The organism is Sphaerochaeta pleomorpha str. Grapes, from assembly GCF_000236685.1.
GTDB lineage: Bacteria > Spirochaetota > Spirochaetia > Sphaerochaetales > Sphaerochaetaceae > Sphaerochaeta > Sphaerochaeta pleomorpha.
In genome coordinates this window covers 154,367-173,150 of record NC_016633.1, presented here as the reverse complement: position 1 = coordinate 173,150, position 18,784 = coordinate 154,367, and the positions used below count along the sequence as shown (strand labels likewise).

Sequence of the window (18,784 nt, the reverse complement as noted above, 5' to 3'; positions counted from 1 at the left end):
TTTTTTATGCTTTCAGCTATACATTCCATTCAAGGATTTTATCCAAAAACGATTGCAATTGTTTCGTCTGGGGGTGCGAAAAAATCTCTGAACTCTTCCCTTGTTCCAGAATTCTATTGCCAGAGAGAAAAACAACTGTTTCACAGGCATTTTTTGCAAATCCCATCTCATGGGTTACAATAATGGTTTTCAACCCCTCCCCTTGCAGTTCCGTCAGCATATCCAAGACCTCTGAGGTATATTCAGGGTCGAGGGCAGAGGTAGGTTCGTCAAGGAGTAAAAGCTTTGGCTTCATAGCCAACGAACGGGCAATGGCTATACGTTGTTGCTGGCCCCCAGATAACTGGGAAGGGTATTTTTTCTCAGTATCACTGAGCCCGAATCTGTCAAAGAGTTTTTGCGCCGCTGCCTTGGCCTCCGACTTTTCAAGGCCAAGTGTATGTACCAAGGGAAGTGTAACGTTTTCCAAGGCGGGAAGATGTTCAAACAACCCCTTGCTCTGGAAAACAAAGCTGATATCTTTTCTGTACTCTATAAGATCTTTCTCATTGAAATGTACGGTTTTCCCATCAAATCCCAAGGTGCCAGAATCGGGGGCAAGCAAGCCTCCGAGGATCCTTAGCAGGGTTGACTTACCACCCCCTGAAGGACCGATGATTGCCACAGAACTAATGTCCTGGGAAAAACAAATATCCTTCAGTACCAGATTCCCATTAAAGCTCTTGCTTATGCTGTTCAGTTCCATTCTCATGCTTGTACCTCCTTTCGAACATCCTTGAAAGCATCGAAACGCTGAAGGTTAGCAAAAAATAGAGGAAACCGGCAAACAGGTAATTCTCGAACATCCTGAAATTATCGGCCGATATTTCTTGTATTGACTGGGTCAGTTCAATAACAGCTATAACCGAAAGCAAGGAAGAATCCTTGATAATCGAGGCAAACTGTCCTGCCAAGGCTGGCAGAATCCTTGCCATGAGAATAGGAAAAGTGATGAGGCGATAGGTTTTCGCTGTTGTAAGTCCAATGGATTTGGCAATTTCATATTGCTGTGGGTCGATACTTTCCAAGCCACCCCTAATTATTTCCGAGATATAGGCCCCTTCAAACAAGGAAAGAATGGTTATTCCTGACAAAAGCCGGTTATCCCAACCCCAGGCTGAACCAATAATATAATAAAAGAAGTATATCTGCACCAGAAGAGGTGTGCCCCTGATCAATTGTACATACGCCTTGCAAAGGTATTGGAATACCAAAAGGGTTGATTTCTGGCCTAGTGCAGTAATCGAGCCAATGAGCAGACTGAAAACCAAACTCCCCAATGAGATGAGTATGGTCATGAGAAAACCTTGCTTTAACCGTTGGCGGTACACAAGCAAAGTGGAAAAATCCAATTGCAGGTTAATGGCCCTGACAGATAACCAGACAAAACCGACGAGGATCAAGCACACTATCGCCAAACTCAACACCTTGTTCAGATTGGAAGGCCCCTCAGATGAACCTTTGTTCATTTATCCTCCATGGTGAAGAACCAAGGGAAATCCAAGGCATCAAAGGTCTTTTTTTCTTCTGCAAGATATTTTTCAGTGAGTTTTTCAAAACCCCCGTTCTTTCGATAATCCTCGATAAAGGCATTAATTGAATTGAGCAGGGTTGTATTCCCTTTTTTTACCGCCATTCCCCAATTCTCACTATCCTGGAACGGAATCAGAATTGCATCGGTAACCTTTGGGTTTGCCTGGTTTTGTCTATAGATGGTCAACTGGTCATAGATAAAAGCATCAGACCTACCTTGAACTACTTCAGTCACACAGGCATTCTCTGAGGAAAGGGCATTTACCTGGGCATTGGTAAGGTATTTCTTTGCATATACATATCCGGTAGTTCCTTTTTTCACATCAACGACAACACCTTCTTTATTCAAGTCATCCACTGAGGTTATGTTTGCTTCTTTATTTACCAGCAAGGCAAGGTAGGAATGGGCATAAGGATTGGAAAAATCAACAACCTCTGCCCTTTGCTCTGTAATGGTCATGGAAGAAATCACTACATCGACTTTCCCAGTCTGCAGAGAAGGAATAAGGCCGTCCCAGTTTGTATTTACAATTGTCACTGGACGATTCAGATAAGCGCCAAGATCTTTGGCCAAGTCTACACTTACCCCAGACGGCTCATCCTGGGCATTTTTCGTTTCAAAGGGAGGGTATGCCAATTCCATCCCAACCACCAAAGGAAGAGCACCTGCAGCCCCCTTCGTTTCAGTCTTTGAACATCCTGATACAAATAGAGCGATAGCGAGAAGGACCAAGGCGAACAACCAATTATTTTTCATGTAGATAGCCTCCAATGTATTGCTAATTCTCAGATACCAAAGATATACCCCCCCTACATACCTTTGCCGACAAGAAAGAATTCTTCCCCCAATTCTACCTCACTTTCGTAGCATTTGCACTTCAGAAACAAGCTAGGCATATGGTAATTCTTTTTATCGATAGAGAAAACCTTATTATTAAAAAAATTACTTTGCCAACGCAATGGAAGCCAAGCCGATTACCGTTTTGGTTTTCCTATTGATCCTTCCCCAAAACGGCGGTGCCCTCGGCATGGATTTTCATAAACAACCATTTAGTAAAAGTTTTCCCACTTATTTTTAAAGAACGTGATATCATGAAAAACGTTAATTTACATTTAGCTTGGAGGTTATCTGTTTTGAAGATGACTCGCTTTTTCCTATCCAGAAAAAGAAGAATATGGATTTCCCTATTTTTAATAATATCTTTTTCCCTTTCTTCCTTCGCTTCGTTTCTCTATGCAAATTACCGCGTTTCAGTGGCTAAAGAAATACAAAACCATGCGAGCGCAATAGCTATCCTCACAGCCCATATTATCGACCAAGACATGGATTCTTACCGGAAACTCAGTGAAACGGAAGAGTACACTGAGGGTAATTACGATTTGGCATATTACGAGGCCATGAATCAATTGTTCAGACAATTGAAAAATGAGCTTGGCGTCGATTATATCTATACTGAAAAACGTACAGGCAATGATTCGATAGCCTATCTTCTTGATGGGGAAGAACCATTAAGTGAAAATTTCTCCCCGATCGGAGCAGAAGATTATCTAGCTGACTTTGAGCGCAATGCGTATGACAACAAAAAGCAAGTATCTACAGACCTTGTTCAGTCTTCAGGATGGGGAAAATTTATCTCGGCTTACGCACCCATCATAGACAAACGCGATGGATCACTTGTAGGGCTGGCAGGAGTAGATTTTTCTGCTGAAACCTTTTTACATTTTACCAAAAAAATGGCTTGGATTATTTTTTCCAGCTTTACCTTCCTCTCGATTTTTCTGACAACCACAGCATATTATTTGATCGCCAAACGTTTTGAATCATTAAAAATCGACTATCTGACAAAACTCAACAGTAAACAATACTTTGAGAAACAGATCAACGAAGAAATTCGTGAGTCAAGGGTCAAAAAATCACAGTTTTCGCTTTTGATGATAGATATTGACCGATTCAAACTCATTAATGATTCCTATGGCCATATGGTTGGCGATCTTGTACTGAAAGCTGTAGCAACCACTCTTCAGCAAGGGACCCGCAGAAGCGACGTCTGTTCCCGTATCGGAGGTGATGAATTTACGGTAATCCTCAAGGACATCACCTCGGTAAATGATGCAGTATCTGTTGCCCAGACAATTCAGGGCAAGCTCATAAACTACCCAATCCTCGACGATAAGGATTTGCATTTTACCATCAGTATCGGAATTGCCCAATGGGTGCCGGGACTTGAGGCAAGCGATATCATGAAACAGGCAGACATTGCGCTTTACAAGGCAAAAGAGCAAGGCAAAAACTGCGTAGTCTGTTTTACGGAATTCGCCTGATTACAAAAAAATCCCCGCTGTGATCAAATTGCCTCTGACCACAGGAAGACTACTCTAATTAGTATAGCAAAACGTTACCTCCTGCATATCGGCAAGAGCGTACCATCTTTCCTACCTATGCAAAATTTGGCTGAGAAATTCTTGGGTCCGCTCTTCCTTGGGCGCTGAGAACATCTCTTTTGGGGGAGCTTCTTCTACAATAATTCCACCATCCATGAAGATGACCCTATCTGCTACCTCACTGGCAAACCACATTTCATGGGTAACGACGAGCATAGTCATGCCCTCCTTTGCCAGCTGGGTCATTACAGAAAGCACTTCCCCTACCAATTCGGGGTCAAGCGCACTGGTTGGCTCATCAAACAGCATTATTTTGGGTTTCATGGCCAAAGCCCTTGCAATTGCCACCCTTTGCTTCTGCCCGCCTGAAAGCATTGCAGGGTATACATCGGCTTTGTCCAGCAGGCCTACCCTGTCCAGTAGTTTTTCAGCTTCCAACCTGGCTTCATCCTTAGGCATCTTCTTTACCTGCACCAAGCCTTCCATTACATTTCTGGCAACAGTCATATGCGGAAACAGATTGAAATGCTGGAAGACCATCCCCAGTTCCTGCCGATATCGCGTGAGCTGTTTCTCCTGGTTTCGGATCAATTTCCCTTCCAGATAGATTTTACCCTTTTTGGTCTTCTCAAGAAAGTTCACACATCTAAGCAAGGTACTTTTTCCACTTCCTGAGGCACCGATGATTACTACCACCTCACCCTTTTGCACGGAAAGCGAAAGATTTTTGAGTACAAGGAGCTCGCCATACTTCTTGCTTAGGTTTTCAATACGGAGAATCGGTTCATTGGTTTTCCCTGTTACCGGGTCCGTTTTGTTTTGTATTTTCTCAGCCACGGTCACTCACCTTCAATTTCATCTCAATTTTATGCATGACAAACGACAATACGCTGGTCATGAGCAAATACCAGATTCCAACGATTATAAACATTTCCATGTACATAAACGTCGAGGAACCCATCTGCCTTCCTTTGAGCATCAATTCCGGAACCGCTATCGTAGAGGCCAGAGAACTATCCTTGAGAGCGATGATCAACTGGTTCCCTAGCGAAGGGACAGCACGTTTGAACGCCTGGGGAAGTACAATCCTTTCCATTGCCTTCATATGTGTCATTCCGATGCTCTTTGCAGCCTCTAGCTGCCCATAGTGGATCGATTGGATAGCACCACGGAAAATCTCCCCTATGTATGCTCCATTATGGATGGCCAACGCTATGATTGCCGAAGGAATCGGGGCAATGGTGACCAGCGAGGTCAATCCATAATAGATGATGAACAATTGAACCAGTAAAGGGGTTCCCCGTATCAAGAAGATATAGGATCTGCACACGGATGAAAGTGCTTTGTTTTTTGACAGTCGCCCGAGGGCAACCAGCAGACCGATAAGGAGGCCAAACAACACACCAAAGAAAGTTATCTCCAACGTGTAGGAGGCAGCCTCCCAGAACAAAAAGAATTTTTGGGGGACAATGCTCAGGTCCCAGGGGAAAATACTCATCGGTCTACGTCCTTTTTACTCATGGGTAATATCTTCCCCACCGAACCATTTTGCACTGATAGTTGCCAGAGTCCCATCTTCTTGCATCTGGACCAAAATGGCATTCACCTGCGTGCGTAGCGCATCATCACCATCATGGAAGGCAATACCCATTTTCTCTGACCTGAGTACAGAACCTACCAGCATGAGCTGTTCTCCACCTTGAAGTTTTCCTATTGCATTCAATCCAACGATCCTGTCAGTCAAAACCCCGTCTAGCCGTCCGTTGATCAATTCCATCAAGGTCTGATTGTCATCTTCATAGAGTTTTGTCACTACCCCAAGTTTTGCAGCATCCTCTTCAAAGGTAGTCCCTGTAACCAGCCCTACACGAGAGGTAGCTTTCAAATCGGAAACTCCCTTTATTGTGCTGTCACGCCTGACTATCAGCTGCGGGCCGCTGTAATAATAGGGAATGGAAAAATCTACGACTTTCTCCCTAGCTTCTGTAATTCCCATACTTCCCAGGATTGCATCGTAACGCTTGGCTCGAAGCCCCTCGATAATGCCATCCCAGGCTGTAGTCTTATATTCCATTTCCTTGCCAAGCCTCTTTGCAATTTCCTTGGCAACATCCACATCAAAACCGATGACGCTTCCCTCGTCGGTCATATAATTAAACGGTGGATACCCCCCGGAACCAGCAAATGCTATAGTAGCGGGCGACTCCTTTGTTCCATTTGCGAAGACCAAGGAATTAGAAAAAAACCCTAGCAAAACGACAGTCACCAATACAAATCCCAGTTTTTTTGTGATTTTCACGAATACTCCTTTCATGTGTAGGTTTCTATCATTGTAACATTATATATAATTATATTACAAGTTATTTTTCTTTTTTCTATTTCTTATAAGGAATTATTTCTTTTTAATTAAATTTTGAAATACTACATAATTTTTATTTATCATTTTATAATATATAATATTAATATTGCATTTACCCTGTTTTTTTGTTACAATTTATAACATGGAAAAAATATTTTCAAAACCCCGGATAATACCAGTGAAAAACAAAAAAAATGGGGTTACCTATCTCTATCATGACCAGTTTTATTGGAATTTTGAAAAACAACAGACCAGACACAAACGAGTGTGCATCGGTAAGATCGACACAAAAACCGGCAAGCAGGTGTTCAATGAAAAATACATGGCATCCAAAGCGAAAAAGTCACCGGTCCAAGAAGAACCTACGTTTGCCATACACCCAATAGGACAGATTCTTGTATTGGATCATATGGCAAAAAGCCTGAAACTCGAAAAAGTCCTAAAGACTTCCTTCGGCAACGCAAACGCACGAAAACTCCTTGCCTTGGCTTATTATTGCACCTGTGAAACTGAGCCATTGGGCAAAGCCGGAAAATGGCTCGACCACCACGGGATTGGGACTGAGCTTTCACAGCCAGGCCAAATTGTCGAATTTCTTGCATCCATCGAAAGGGCTTCCCTGGAGCGATTTTTCGAGAATTGGGTTAAAACCATGCAGATATCGCAGCAGTATATCTATGTCATTACAAGCGCAGCATCCTACAGCAGGCACAACCCCTTCCTCTATTACGGCAACAATAGGGATCGCGATGCGCTTGAACAGATACACCTTGCAATAGCCTGCGATAAAAAATCAGGAATCCCCCTTACCTATCTTCCATTAGCGGGAAACCTCCGGATTGCTCAAGACGCAGAGACTGTTCTTTCCAAGGTAGGTGCTTACAGGCATGTTCCATGCTCGCTTGTCCTTAATCGTATTTTATATACCCAAACCAGCATTGCGCTGCTTATGGAACATGGATTTGATTTCATGATAGGGATCCCTTCCAGGATTTCTTGGCAAAATCGCCTGATCGAGGATTTTAGAAAGCAGCTTGACACCACAGAACCCTTTTTCGACCACCGTGTGGAAACCATTCGCTATACTGCATACCCCTCAGATGATAAGCAAAGCACTATCCATGTTTTCTTTGATCCTTTCTGGAGGAAGGAGCAGGAAAGAAACCTGGAAGGACTGCTTGCAAACTGTCAGACAGAATTAATTGACAACAATCTTTTCGAGGAACACAGCCAACTCTACGACCGGTATTTCGAACTACGTAAAAATCCTGGAGGGTCAAGAAAGGTTGCCAGAAAAGTTGACCCAAAGCACCTTTTCTTCCTTTCAAATGCTGGTTTCTGGGCTATACAAACAAATTGCGAGGATGATTCCAAAACGGTCTTGGATCAATTTGGCAGAAGGAACCAACTTGAGAATCATTTTGAAAATTTGAAAAATGAAATCGATTGCAAGCTTCTGCAGATTAACGACCCCCAAATATTCTCCGTTCGTCTTTTTATCCAATTCCTTGCATTAATTCTTTCGTCAAATCTTGATCTATCCATACAGAAAGATGATCGCCTTGCCTCTTTTGCATCTTTTCATGATGTTCTAGACGCGATGGACTCATATTTTAGGGTTTCTTTGCCGGAATCCTCAAGAATTCTCTATTCGGCACCTACGAAAATGCAGACACTCCTATCAGAGTCCTTGCATTTCGTCTTGCCTAAAGGCGCCGAATAATCTTACTTTGCATTTTTTCCTGAAAATTACACTTTTCCTGTAATCTTTTAAGGGCAGTTAGGATTTAGCTATGGTGACTATGTATAGAAAGAAGGGTGTAACATGAAAGTAAAACCTAAGAAGAACAGGAGAAACAGGCATTCGTTTTTGTTTTTTCTTATGGTTCTTTTGTTTTGCTTTTTCTATTTTCCCTCCTGTGGTATCTACCACTCAGCCCCTGCCCTGCCCCCTTTCGAAGAAAATCCAGTATGGTCGGGCCCCATGCTTAGCGACGCAGAGAATGTACGGGTTTATTTCGTACCTAAAAAAACTACGATAACCTTCAACACAAAAGAGATCGACACCAATGTCAATCTCCTTCTTAACGAATACAGGGAATCTGGATCGGTAGAAGGCGAAGCCATTGAAGAACTGTCCGTCCAGGTTCCAGAGCCAGGAAGCTATGTACTAGTAATTAAGAAAACAAGCCTCTAGCCATACTATTGATACTACTATCTTGATAGTAGCAACTGAAAAAACACATCCAATAAAGAATTCAAAGCAAGGAAAAGTTTTTATAAAATCCTTTAATTTCTTTTTATAGTTAACTTTATACACTTTACAAGAAAAGTAACTTTTTCGTTGCTATTTAAGCTTACCACTGATATGATTAGTAATCATATTTTAAAACAAAAAGTGAGCATTGATCATGAATAAAAGAGAACGGGTGTTAGCTTCGATAGATGGAAAAGATGTCGATTTTGTACCGGCTAGCTTTTCACTCCATTTTCCAAAAGCAGTTGCAAAAGGAAAACCGGGGGTAAAAGCCCACCTTGATTTTTATCGGGAAACCGAAGTAGACATAATGAAAATCATGAACGAGAATCTTATTCCAGATGTCGGCGATATTAAAACTCCAAATGACTGGAAAAAAATCCCATCCTATTCTATGAAAGATGCCTTTCTGAGTGATCAGGTCGATTTTGTAAAGCAAATCCTTGACAAGAATCCTGAAAATACGTTTACGCTGGGGACAATCCATGGGGTATGCGCTTCAAGTATTCATCCAATTGAATCCCGGTACGGCTATATACCAACGAGAGAACTGCATGTTGCTCACCTGAGAGAAAATCCAACACCATTTTTAGATGCCTGCAAGAGAATTACCGATGCAATGTGTCTGCTTACCGAACAGATTATCAAGGCTGGTGTCGATGGCATTTACTATGCTGCATTAGGGGCAGAAAAGCATTTCATGACAGACGAGGAGTTTGCAATGGCCATAGCACCTTTTGACAAACAAATTCTGTCAGTATGCAAAAACAATGGGGGTAAGAATTTTCTCCATATGTGCAAGGAAAACCTTGCTATGGATCGATATGCTTCCTATGGAAGTCTGATTGATGTTGCCAACTGGGGCGTTTATGAAACAGATTTTCCTCTCAGCAAAGGACGAGAACTTTTTCCAGAGGCTACTATAATGGGAGGACTCGCAAACAGGACAGGAGCCCTAGTCGGCTCCTCTGAAGAGGACCTGAAGAGTTCGGTCGCCAAAATACTCAATGAATTCGGAAAGAAAAAATTCATCCTTGGGGCTGATTGCACGCTTCCAACCGAAATTCCCTATCAAAGAATCAAGCAAGCTGTAATGGCTACTCGATAAATATGTACAAAAAGAGGAAACTACGTATGATGAAAAAAGCAACTATTGTGATTTTTCTGAGCATGGTAATGTTGTCGGCGTATGCCGGGGGAGCAAAGGAGGCTACTGTATCATCAACAGGTACAGTCTATCCAGCAGGCACTGTGGTTATCTATGGATATGGGCAACCTCAATACCTCCAGCAATACTATGATGCATGGCTCGAAAGGAATCGTGACATTGCACCAGAAGTAAAGATTGAAATTGTCCAGACCCAGGGAGCGGCAGATTCTCGGGAGAAAGTCACCATGACATATCTAGCTGGTGTCTACGATGACCTTCCGGATGCCCTGTATATCGATCCGGTCAACCTCAAGGATCTCGCTGCAGGTGGCATCGTAAAAGACGAAACCGCGTTGGCCAATTCATTAAAAGATCAAATGGTCGATGGTGCGTCAGGTGACGCAATCTACAAAGATAAAATTTTCGCTTTACCAGAATCAGTCAGACCTCAGGTGCTTTTCTTCAATCAGGAAATTTTTGACAAGTATGGTGTTGACCCTGCAATGATGAGCACCATGGAAGGCTATATTGAAGCCGGAAGACAGCTGAAAGAAAAAAGCAATGGATTGGTCTATCTTTCCTACATTGATCCGGGTAGCAGAACTTGGAGATACTGGGGAAGAAGGGGTCTTATGCCACAAGCCAATGCAAGGATCTGGGGTGAAAACGGAGATGTCGTATTCGGCTCTGACCCTGGTGTAAAACTGGCTCTTAATACCCTGGATACCCTTTATAGTGAAGGTTTATTACTGAAAAGCGCTATAATGCAACCTGCCCTCTATGATGCAATCAGAGAAAACAAAGTTGCAACCTTTTACATCGGTGCTTTCTGGGATGAATTCCTCCGGAAAAATGTTTCGGAAACTTCAGGCCAATGGCGTGTAATGCCTGCTCCTGTTTTTGCTGAAATTGGGACGGCAGGAGCCCCGGTTGCATCCTATTTTGCAATAATCAATAAGCCTAATGGTAAGTACACTACCTTGGTAGAAAAATTGTGGAAAGATTTTCAATTTGATAATGAACCAAGGAAAGCGTGGGTAAATGCAATGGTGGAACAAAATGCACCATATGCAAATCCAATTTCTCTTGAAATGCTAGAAGATCCATTCTGGAAAGAAAGCAGCGAATTCTATGGTGGCCAAAGTTTCAGGGAAATGGAGGGAAAAGGTCTTGCCAATTCCAGTGCCAACCTGATAGTAACACCAAAGGATGCTGAAGCTGACACTATCATCAGTGTTGAAATTGAGAAATATGTTGCAGGAAACCAGACAATGCAAGCTACTATTGCCAATATAGATAAAAATCTCAAGGCAAGAATCGGTAAAACCACAATCGAATAATTCTTTAGAAAGGTTCCACCTGTTTTTCAAAACAGGTGGAACTATATCCATTTGGCGAGGATCAATATGCTTAAGACTTTAAAAACCTACAAATATCCCTACTTGTTTATTCTGCCGTTCTTTATTCTTTTTTTAGTGTTTCAGTTGATTCCTACCATTTGGACAATAGCTATCAGTTTCACTGAATGGAATGGAATTGGAAAACCTACAGTTGTTGGATTAGAAAATTATCTGATGATGCTAAAGGACCAGATGTTCATCGAAGCTTTTCTCAATACTATTGTATACTGGGTAACTGCTGTATTTTTCATCCTATCCTTGAGCATCTTAATTGGGATGCTACTAACTTCGTCCAATTTAAAATCAAAATCCTTTTTTAAAACCATTACCTTCCTGCCCAATGTATGTGCAGGCATTGCGATGGGCTTGATTTTTCGCATGCTCTTTGACGAGAATGTGGGATTGGTCAATGAAATATTTGTTGCCTTGGGCTTCGGAAGACTTCCCTGGCTTACAAGCACTTCCATGAGCAAAATCCCAGTAATTATTCTGAATATCTGGAGAAATACTCCTTGGTTTACCATGATTATCATTTCAGGTTTGTTGAATATCAGCAAAGATTATTATGAGGCAGCACGCGTTGATGGCGCAGGGATATTCAGGCAGTTCTTCTATATCACCCTGCCATCCCTCGGCAATATCCTATTTTTCTGTTTTATCACCCTTACAGTGGATAGTTGGAAAATATTCAATGAGCCATTTATCCTACCCGGCCCCGGTACCTCAAACACCTCCCTGTTCCAGTACATGTATCAGAATGGTTTTACCATTTTCAAAATGGGCTATTCTGCCGCTATCGGATGCATACTTATTCTTATTTTGCTGGGTATTTCGCTGATACAGTTTGCTGTTCGAAAAAAGCAAGGCGAAATATAATCACAGGAGTCATATCTAATGAAAAATCATACCAAGCAAATAACAGGTCAATTCTTAGTGTATCTTATTTTATCTATCATTGTCCTCATAAGCATTTTTCCCATATTCTGGATGTGTCTGATTTCCATTAAAGACATCTCAGAAAGTATTAGTGGACTCAATTCAATTCGGGTTTACCATCCAACATTTGACAATTACCTAAGGCTATTTAGACAGATACCTATTGCTTCCAATATTTTCAATAGTGTATTCACTACGACGATGGGTACTCTTACAACGGTTTTTTTCTGTGCACTTGCTGGATTTTCTTTTGCAAAATACAAATTCCCCGGAAGAGATTTCCTCTTCTATTTTGTCATTGCAACGATGCTAATTCCACCGGAGGTTGGTGCAATACCCCAATTTATCATCATGAAGAAACTCCATCTAATAAATAGTCTCTGGGCATTGGTAATCCCAAGGATTGCCACAGCAGTTGGAATTTTCTATATGCGACAATACATTGTAAATGTTCCAGATGAGTTAATTGAGGCTTCCAAGATTGATGGATGTAAAGACTTTGGAATTTTCTATAAGATAATCATCCCTGTCATCAAACCGGCTTTGGCTTCCTGGGCATCACTTACCATAGTGGCACGTTGGAATGATTTCTTCTGGCCCTTGCTATTTCTTAGGAAAACATCAAAATATACCCTTATGGTCTCCATTTCACTTTTACCGGTAAGTGACGGACTTTCAACCCCTTGGCAAGTAATCCTAGCAGGAACAACAATTGTAATTATTCCTGTTATCTTTGCCTATTTGGTTTTACAATATTTTCATAAAGAAGGATTAACGGCAGGGGCTGTAAAAGGCTAGACCGTAAAAAAGCAACATGGAAGAAAAACAATCTCTGAAAGAACGAATCCACAACCAGGAATATCATGAGATATTGACAGGGAAATATCCCGCAAATCAAATTCTGACGGAACGCTCACTTATGGAAAAATATGGGGTGAGCAAAGCACCAATCAGGGAAGCTTTGGTACAACTATGCTCGGAAGAGATGTTACAAAGCATCCCAAGGTGTGGTTATCAGATCACCCAAATTACTCCACGCCAATTGGAAGAAGGATTGGAAGTGCGTTGCATCCTTGAATTAGGAGCACTTGAACATTGTTTTTATAAACTTGACGAGCGGCATATTCAGCGACTCGAAGAAAATGTGATCCATTCACAATCCATAACATATGACCATGAAGTTGATAAACATTGGAAAATGAATATGGGTTTTCATTTGCTTCTATGCAGTTTTGCAAACAACACATTACTGGACAAAGCCCTAGAGCAAAATCTCAATTATTGCTCTAGGGGGGCGTATCGTTATTTTAACACTACCTGGGATAAGCAGAAACTTTCAGATGCATCACAACATGCACGTTTAATTGAGACAATAAAGTCAAAATCGCTTGAGAATGCAAAAGAAATACTGGTAGAAGATATTCTTTCTATGAGAACATCTTTCCAAATGCAATAACCAAAAAATCAGGAACAGAGAATGACCCTCTCCAATAATGAATGCATCGGATATTTAGAAATTTTACGAAGAGAATTGGTTCCTGCATTAGGTTGCACAGAACCTATCTGCCTGGCGTATGCTGCAGCAAAGGCAAAAGATATTCTGGGAGGTATTCCAACCAGTATAGAAGTTGCATGCAATGGTAATATCATAAAAAACGTTAAAAGTGTGATTGTCCCCAATAGTGGTGGGCTGAAAGGAATACAGGCAGCTATTGCTATCGGTACTGCAGGGGGGCACCCTGAAAAAGGGTTGGAAGTCCTAACGGATATAACCGACGAAGATATTGTTTATGCTTCAACCTTGCTTGCAACCATTCCTATTACCGTTTCTGTTCTGAATACAGCGGCCAAGCTCCATGTTAAGGTTATAGCAAAAAATGATCGAGATACCGCATTTGTAGAGATAATCCATCAACATACCCATATAGTTTTGATGAAGCGTAATAATGTCGTTCTCTTCGAAATCCCCTTCTCGGAACATCCAGGTACCGAAAATACTCCTTTCGGCAATCCTCTTTCCGTTCGCTCAATCGTCCAGTTTGCAGAATCTATCGATATTGAAAAGCTAAGCCCAATCATTGAACCGCAGATTTTTTTCAACAATGCAATCAGTATGGAGGGATTGAAAAATAATTGGGGTGTATCTATTGGAAAAAATTTGCTGGAATTCTACGGACAGAGTATCAATGTAAGGGCAAAAGCTGTTGCTGCTGCCGGTTCTGATGCTCGAATGAGCGGATGTCCTTTTCCTGTTGTCATCAACAGTGGGAGTGGAAACCAAGGATTGACTGTTTCATTGCCAGTTATGGAATATGCAAAGGAATTGAAAGTTGGAAACGAAAAATTGATCAGAGCCTTGGCTATCAGTAATCTGATTGCAATTCACCAGAAATCATTCATTGGAAGATTATCTGCTTATTGCGGGGCTGTTACTGCTGCAAGCGGTGCCGGTGCTGCAATTACTTGGCTATTTGGAGGAACGCTTGAACAGATTGAAGAGACAATCACAAACACTTTGGCTAATATCTCTGGCATGTTATGTGACGGGGCAAAACCTTCCTGTGCTGCGAAAATTGCCAGCGCAATTGATGCGGCGCTACTGGGACATAACCTAGCAATGAAAAAAGAATATTTTGCAAATGGAGACGGTATTGTCAAAAACACCATTGAGGAAACCATTAGCGGAATAGGGAAAATTGCGAGTCAAGGAATGGTAGATACCGACAGGGAAATCCTTTCGCTTATGATTGGGTGATGTCCTTTTAGGTTCTATTTCCCATAGAAATTTATCTTACTCCATATTTCTCTATCACCGCTAACCCAAGCTCCTTATTTCTTCGTGAAATCTGTGTTGTTTGGGCTATTTGCATTCTTTATAGTTTGCCCATGAACCACAAAACAACCTACAAATTGGTATTCGATGCAGTGATGGCTCTCCTATTGGTATTGATGTATAACAAAAATGCAGTATCAATGGAGTTCCATGAGTTGGCGGGCCTTGTCCTGCTGGGGATCTTCTTGATCCATATTTTTTTTAATTACCGATATTTCTTTCATTGCACGCAAAGAATCTTTGGCAAGAGCCTTCCAGTAAAAACGAAAGCAGGCTATGTGCTTTCCTTGTTTTCTTGCATTGGGATTATCCTTATGGCAATCAGTTCTGTCATGATCAGCAAAACCCTATTCAATATCCATGGCAGCAATATATGGAAGACTGTGCATCTCTCAACCGCAGCTGCATTACTCATTATTTTGGGAATCCATGTTGGCATGCATTACCAGATGATCAAAAAAGTTGTAACAAAACACCTTGGGAACCATCGGAAAATACAAAAAACCCTTGCAGTAGCACTTACCATAGGAATGCTTTCCTTTGGCCTTTACAACTTGGCAACAACCCAATATCTGCGATGGGTAAGCATGCCTTTTAGTAATTCCGGCCTGCAGGAACTTTCCCACAAAGAGGATCGCACAGAGCCTCGCGATCCCAACTTACTACAGCAGACAGGAATTTCTCCACTTTACACAGTCCTTCAGTATGCTTCCATATTGTTTGTATTTGTTTTTCTTACGAAGGAAACCGAAAAGACAATCATGAAAAGAAAACGAAACACATAACCAATAGCAATCATTTTAAACAATTCATCATTATAAAGGGGGCCTTCCATACAGTAATGCAGGGAAGGCCTTTTTGTTTGAGCCTCTCGCTTGATTTCTTGGATTTCTGCAAGAAAAACCAAATATACCAGACCAGTAAGCTAATGAATCATTTTTATCACAAGTAAAATGGTTTTGCTATACTCTTGAATTTCACACTGTGTGCAATATATTCTCATTGAAGTTATTCTTTGCACATAGCATTCATTGGAGGCATCAGAGCATGGGACATTCTTCCCGTAAATCATGGATAATAATTGCCGTGGTTATACTTGCAACTGGGGTCATGGGATACATGATTCCAAAAATTATTATTGACAACGAAATCAAGAACTATCTTCCGCACAGCCTACCCTCGTATACGCTTCTGGAAGAAGCCGATGAGCTATATGGCAGCCAGATTCTCATGGATATTGCCATAAGTACAGACAACAAAACCATTTTGACCCCTGAGGCGATTACCCTGATACGGGAATTGACCACAGAGATCGAAAATCTTCCGTTCATCGATGAGGTACAGTCCTTGACGAATGTTGATTTCATCGATGGGATTGACGGAGGAATGGCAGTAGGGGCCCTGATCGGTGATGATTTTACCGGAACAGACGAAGAATTGAAGAATCTCACAGAACATATCATCGACTGGCAGGCTATGTATGACAAAGTAGTTACCTCTAAGGATTTGCGAGGTAGCCAGATTATTGTCACCATAAACAAGGACATCACTCCCGACCAGATGGACCAGCTGTATGCAGATACCTTACAGATTATAGACAGCCATTCGGTTCCCGCTATCAACATCAGGCTGGCAGGAGACCCTGTCCTCTCCCAGAAAGCACGCGAATACATGCATACTGACTTGTCAGGTTTAATCCCCTTGGTATCACTTGTCGTGCTGCTCTGCCTGCTCTTTTCCTTCAGGAATCTGGAAGGAATGCTGCTTCCCTTTATAACAGTCATTATCAGTACCGTATGGACCGTTGGCTTGATGGCCATAAGTGGAGCCCATTTCACCGTTGTATCAAGTTGTCTTCCGGTTGTTTTGATAGCCGTCGGTTCAGCATACGGCATCCATGTAATGAATCATTATTATGAAGAACTAAAAAGTGAAACCGAGGCATTGACCCCCGAAAGGCACAAGGCCCTAGTGAAACATTCAATGAAGAAAGTCCGTATTCCAGTCATCCTGGCTGGGGTGACCACCATCGGCGGTTTTTTCTCGACGATCACCAGCCCAATCCTTCCTTTGAAGACCTTTGCAGTGTTCAGTGCAACCGGTGTTTTGATAGCACTTCTGCTTTCCCTCTACTTTATCCCTGCCCTCATTTTGGTAAAACCACTGGGTAGCGTAAACAAAAAGATTGCAAAGCAAAAGAAACTGACACCAGAACAGAATTATAAAAAAGGCAACGAAAAGACTGGTTGGCATGAAAATACAGTAGGGAAACTCTATACCTACCTGGCCAACCGTAAGGGAATGGTTTTCCTAGTATTCATTTTGATAATGGGACTTTCCTTCTGGGGAATCATAAAATTGCAGGTCGAGTCTTCCATCATAAACTATTTCCCTGCCAAGTCTCCCATCAGAACCGACGCCAAGTTTATCGATGAAAATTTCTCCGGAACCAATAGCTTTAGTTTTATAGTAAAAGGCCAAAACCCTGGAGACCTGACCGACCCTGAAATTCTCAAGGACATGGATGAACTCTCCTCTTACCTTTCTACTAAGTATGCTGATATTGGAAAGATTGTCTCTTTCTCTGATTTCATCAAGAGAATGAACAAGGTTATGCATTCCGGTGCAACTACAGAAGGGGATTCTCCCGAGGACTTCTCCGCTGACCAGAGTTCTTCAGTCGACAGTTTCTTCGCCAATGATACTACAGTTGCAGAGGAAGGCAGTTTCGATAGCTTCTTTGCAAGTGACGGAAAAAATGCTGCATCTAGCGATAGCGTTGATAGCTTCTTCTCTTCAAGTGAGGAACCTGCCACCGAAATTGACACACAGACATCTTATACCGACTCAGCTTCACAGCTTGGGATGACACCTACTGTAGAGGATGTGCTTGACCTCTTCAACCGCACATTCGCAGAGGCTGGTGGCGGTGAAATGACTGTCGACCAGTTCCTTACTGCCCTGGAAAAAGACTTGAATTATAAAGGCGCTGCCTATGATGAGATTCCCTACGACTTGGCAAAATACCCTGTAAACGACCGACAGGAGCTCAAAAACCTTATTGCCCAGTATCTTTTGCTTTATTCAGGTTCCTTGGATCAGTTCTCTGACAATGCTATGCAACCTTCTCAGGCCCGTATGCAGATTCAGCTGACTACCCATAAGACGAAGTTGGTCAATGATATCATCGTTGATGCTCAGAACTACGCCAGTACTCATTTCCCTGAGGGCTATACAATCCAGGCCTATGGTATCGCAGAATTGGAAAATGCATTGACCGATATGATCACTACAAGCCAAATGACCAGTCTGTTGCTTGCAATCCTTGCAGTATTCTTGATTCTGTCCTTCTATTTCCATTCACCTGCAGCTGGTCTTATCGGAGCGGTTCCCTTATCTCTCTCGATTCTCATCAATTTCGGCATCATGGGACTGGCTGGTATCAATTTGGACATGGTTACCAGTCTCATTGCTTCGATTGCCATTGGAATAGGCGTAGACTATACAATCCATTTCATGAGCGACTATCACTACGAGAGGCTTCATTGCGATGATTTGCACGCGGTTACGCTCAATACGCTGGCAACAACGGGAAAAGCAATTGTAGTAAATGCTGTTTCCGTAGGACTGGGTTTCCTGGTTCTCAGTCTTTCCCAGTTCGTTGTCTTGCGCTATATCGGAATCCTCGTGGCAGTCGTCATGCTGACTAGTTCTGTTACTGCCATGACCATTCTTCCAGCGATGCTGAACGTATTCAAACCACGATTCATTTCCAGACCGGTAAAAAGCAAGCGCAACAAAAACTGACCACCCACAAAGTATGAACCGTTCGCGGGGAATTGTTTCCCCGTAGGACGATCCACTAGAGAAGAACAGGCCAAGGCCTATTCTTGTT

Annotated in this window: 17 protein-coding genes; 11 read left to right on the top strand and 6 right to left on the bottom strand. The window is 42.2% G+C overall.

Annotated elements, in window-relative coordinates; translation table 11 throughout:
* Positions 1-16 precede the first annotated feature (16 nt).
* From SPIGRAPES_RS00790 to SPIGRAPES_RS00780, 3 genes are read right to left on the bottom strand one after another with little or no spacing between them, the layout of a single operon-like run.
* Positions 17-751 carry an amino acid ABC transporter ATP-binding protein gene (locus tag SPIGRAPES_RS00790; protein ID WP_014268874.1) on the bottom strand — a complete coding sequence of 245 codons (735 nt, stop codon included), beginning with the start codon at positions 749-751 and terminating at the stop codon, positions 17-19.
* Positions 714-1,508: an amino acid ABC transporter permease gene (locus SPIGRAPES_RS00785; RefSeq protein WP_014268873.1), complete on the bottom strand. Its 795-nt coding sequence runs from the start codon at positions 1,506-1,508 to the stop codon at positions 714-716. Before SPIGRAPES_RS00785 ends, SPIGRAPES_RS00790 begins: the two co-directional genes overlap by 38 nt.
* Positions 1,505-2,329, bottom strand: a complete 825-nt coding sequence (locus SPIGRAPES_RS00780) for a transporter substrate-binding domain-containing protein (RefSeq protein WP_014268872.1) — start codon at positions 2,327-2,329, stop codon at positions 1,505-1,507. Before SPIGRAPES_RS00780 ends, SPIGRAPES_RS00785 begins: the two co-directional genes overlap by 4 nt.
* Before the next feature lie 497 nt (positions 2,330-2,826).
* On the opposite strand from SPIGRAPES_RS00780, the gene SPIGRAPES_RS16365 reads away from it, so the two are divergent.
* The gene (locus SPIGRAPES_RS16365) at positions 2,827-3,894 is read left to right on the top strand and encodes a GGDEF domain-containing protein (RefSeq protein ID WP_172635055.1); all 1,068 of its coding nucleotides are present in this window, start codon (positions 2,827-2,829) and stop codon (positions 3,892-3,894) included.
* Between the two features lie 111 nt (positions 3,895-4,005).
* Here the strand turns inward: SPIGRAPES_RS16365 and SPIGRAPES_RS00770 are convergent, their stop codons facing one another.
* Genes SPIGRAPES_RS00770 through SPIGRAPES_RS00760 form a run of 3 tightly spaced genes read right to left on the bottom strand, consistent with a single transcriptional unit; the run spans position 4,006 to position 6,253 of the window.
* Positions 4,006-4,791 carry an amino acid ABC transporter ATP-binding protein gene (locus SPIGRAPES_RS00770; protein ID WP_014268870.1) on the bottom strand — a complete coding sequence of 262 codons (786 nt, stop codon included), beginning with the start codon at positions 4,789-4,791 and terminating at the stop codon, positions 4,006-4,008.
* Entirely contained in the window at positions 4,784-5,452 is a 669-nt protein-coding gene (locus SPIGRAPES_RS00765; protein ID WP_014268869.1) for an amino acid ABC transporter permease, read from the bottom strand. The genes SPIGRAPES_RS00770 and SPIGRAPES_RS00765 overlap by 8 nt, the downstream gene beginning before the upstream one ends.
* A 15-nt stretch (positions 5,453-5,467) precedes the next feature.
* Positions 5,468-6,253, bottom strand: coding sequence for an ABC transporter substrate-binding protein (locus SPIGRAPES_RS00760; protein WP_014268868.1), 786 nt, complete (start codon positions 6,251-6,253; stop codon positions 5,468-5,470).
* Positions 6,254-6,491: 238 nt separating this feature from the next.
* On the opposite strand from SPIGRAPES_RS00760, the gene SPIGRAPES_RS00755 reads away from it, so the two are divergent.
* From SPIGRAPES_RS00755 to SPIGRAPES_RS00710, 10 genes are all read left to right on the top strand, one after another.
* Entirely contained in the window at positions 6,492-8,036 is a 1,545-nt protein-coding gene (locus tag SPIGRAPES_RS00755; RefSeq protein ID WP_014268867.1) for an IS1634 family transposase, read from the top strand.
* Positions 8,037-8,138: 102 nt separating this feature from the next.
* On the top strand, positions 8,139-8,510 hold the full coding sequence (locus SPIGRAPES_RS00750; RefSeq protein ID WP_014268866.1) for a hypothetical protein: 372 nt from the start codon (positions 8,139-8,141) through the stop codon (positions 8,508-8,510).
* A 214-nt stretch (positions 8,511-8,724) separates the two neighbouring features.
* Complete coding sequence (locus tag SPIGRAPES_RS00745; protein ID WP_014268865.1) at positions 8,725-9,678, top strand: uroporphyrinogen decarboxylase family protein; 954 nt, start codon at positions 8,725-8,727, stop codon at positions 9,676-9,678.
* Between the two features lie 26 nt (positions 9,679-9,704).
* Positions 9,705-11,060, top strand: a complete 1,356-nt coding sequence (locus tag SPIGRAPES_RS00740) for an ABC transporter substrate-binding protein (RefSeq protein ID WP_014268864.1) — start codon at positions 9,705-9,707, stop codon at positions 11,058-11,060.
* Between the two features lie 66 nt (positions 11,061-11,126).
* The gene (locus SPIGRAPES_RS00735) at positions 11,127-11,996 is read left to right on the top strand and encodes a carbohydrate ABC transporter permease (RefSeq protein ID WP_014268863.1); all 870 of its coding nucleotides are present in this window, start codon (positions 11,127-11,129) and stop codon (positions 11,994-11,996) included.
* Positions 11,997-12,014: 18 nt separating this feature from the next.
* Positions 12,015-12,854 (top strand): carbohydrate ABC transporter permease, encoded by an 840-nt coding sequence (locus SPIGRAPES_RS00730; protein WP_014268862.1) that lies wholly within the window; start codon positions 12,015-12,017, stop codon positions 12,852-12,854.
* 16 nt (positions 12,855-12,870) lie between these two features.
* Complete coding sequence (locus SPIGRAPES_RS00725; protein ID WP_014268861.1) at positions 12,871-13,512, top strand: GntR family transcriptional regulator; 642 nt, start codon at positions 12,871-12,873, stop codon at positions 13,510-13,512.
* A 21-nt stretch (positions 13,513-13,533) separates the two neighbouring features.
* Entirely contained in the window at positions 13,534-14,811 is a 1,278-nt protein-coding gene (locus tag SPIGRAPES_RS00720; RefSeq protein ID WP_014268860.1) for an L-cysteine desulfidase family protein, read from the top strand.
* Between the two features lie 131 nt (positions 14,812-14,942).
* Entirely contained in the window at positions 14,943-15,674 is a 732-nt protein-coding gene (locus tag SPIGRAPES_RS00715) for a DUF4405 domain-containing protein (protein ID WP_014268859.1), read from the top strand.
* Between the two features lie 262 nt (positions 15,675-15,936).
* Complete coding sequence (locus SPIGRAPES_RS00710; RefSeq protein WP_014268858.1) at positions 15,937-18,696, top strand: efflux RND transporter permease subunit; 2,760 nt, start codon at positions 15,937-15,939, stop codon at positions 18,694-18,696.
* The last annotated feature ends 88 nt before the right edge of the window (positions 18,697-18,784 follow it).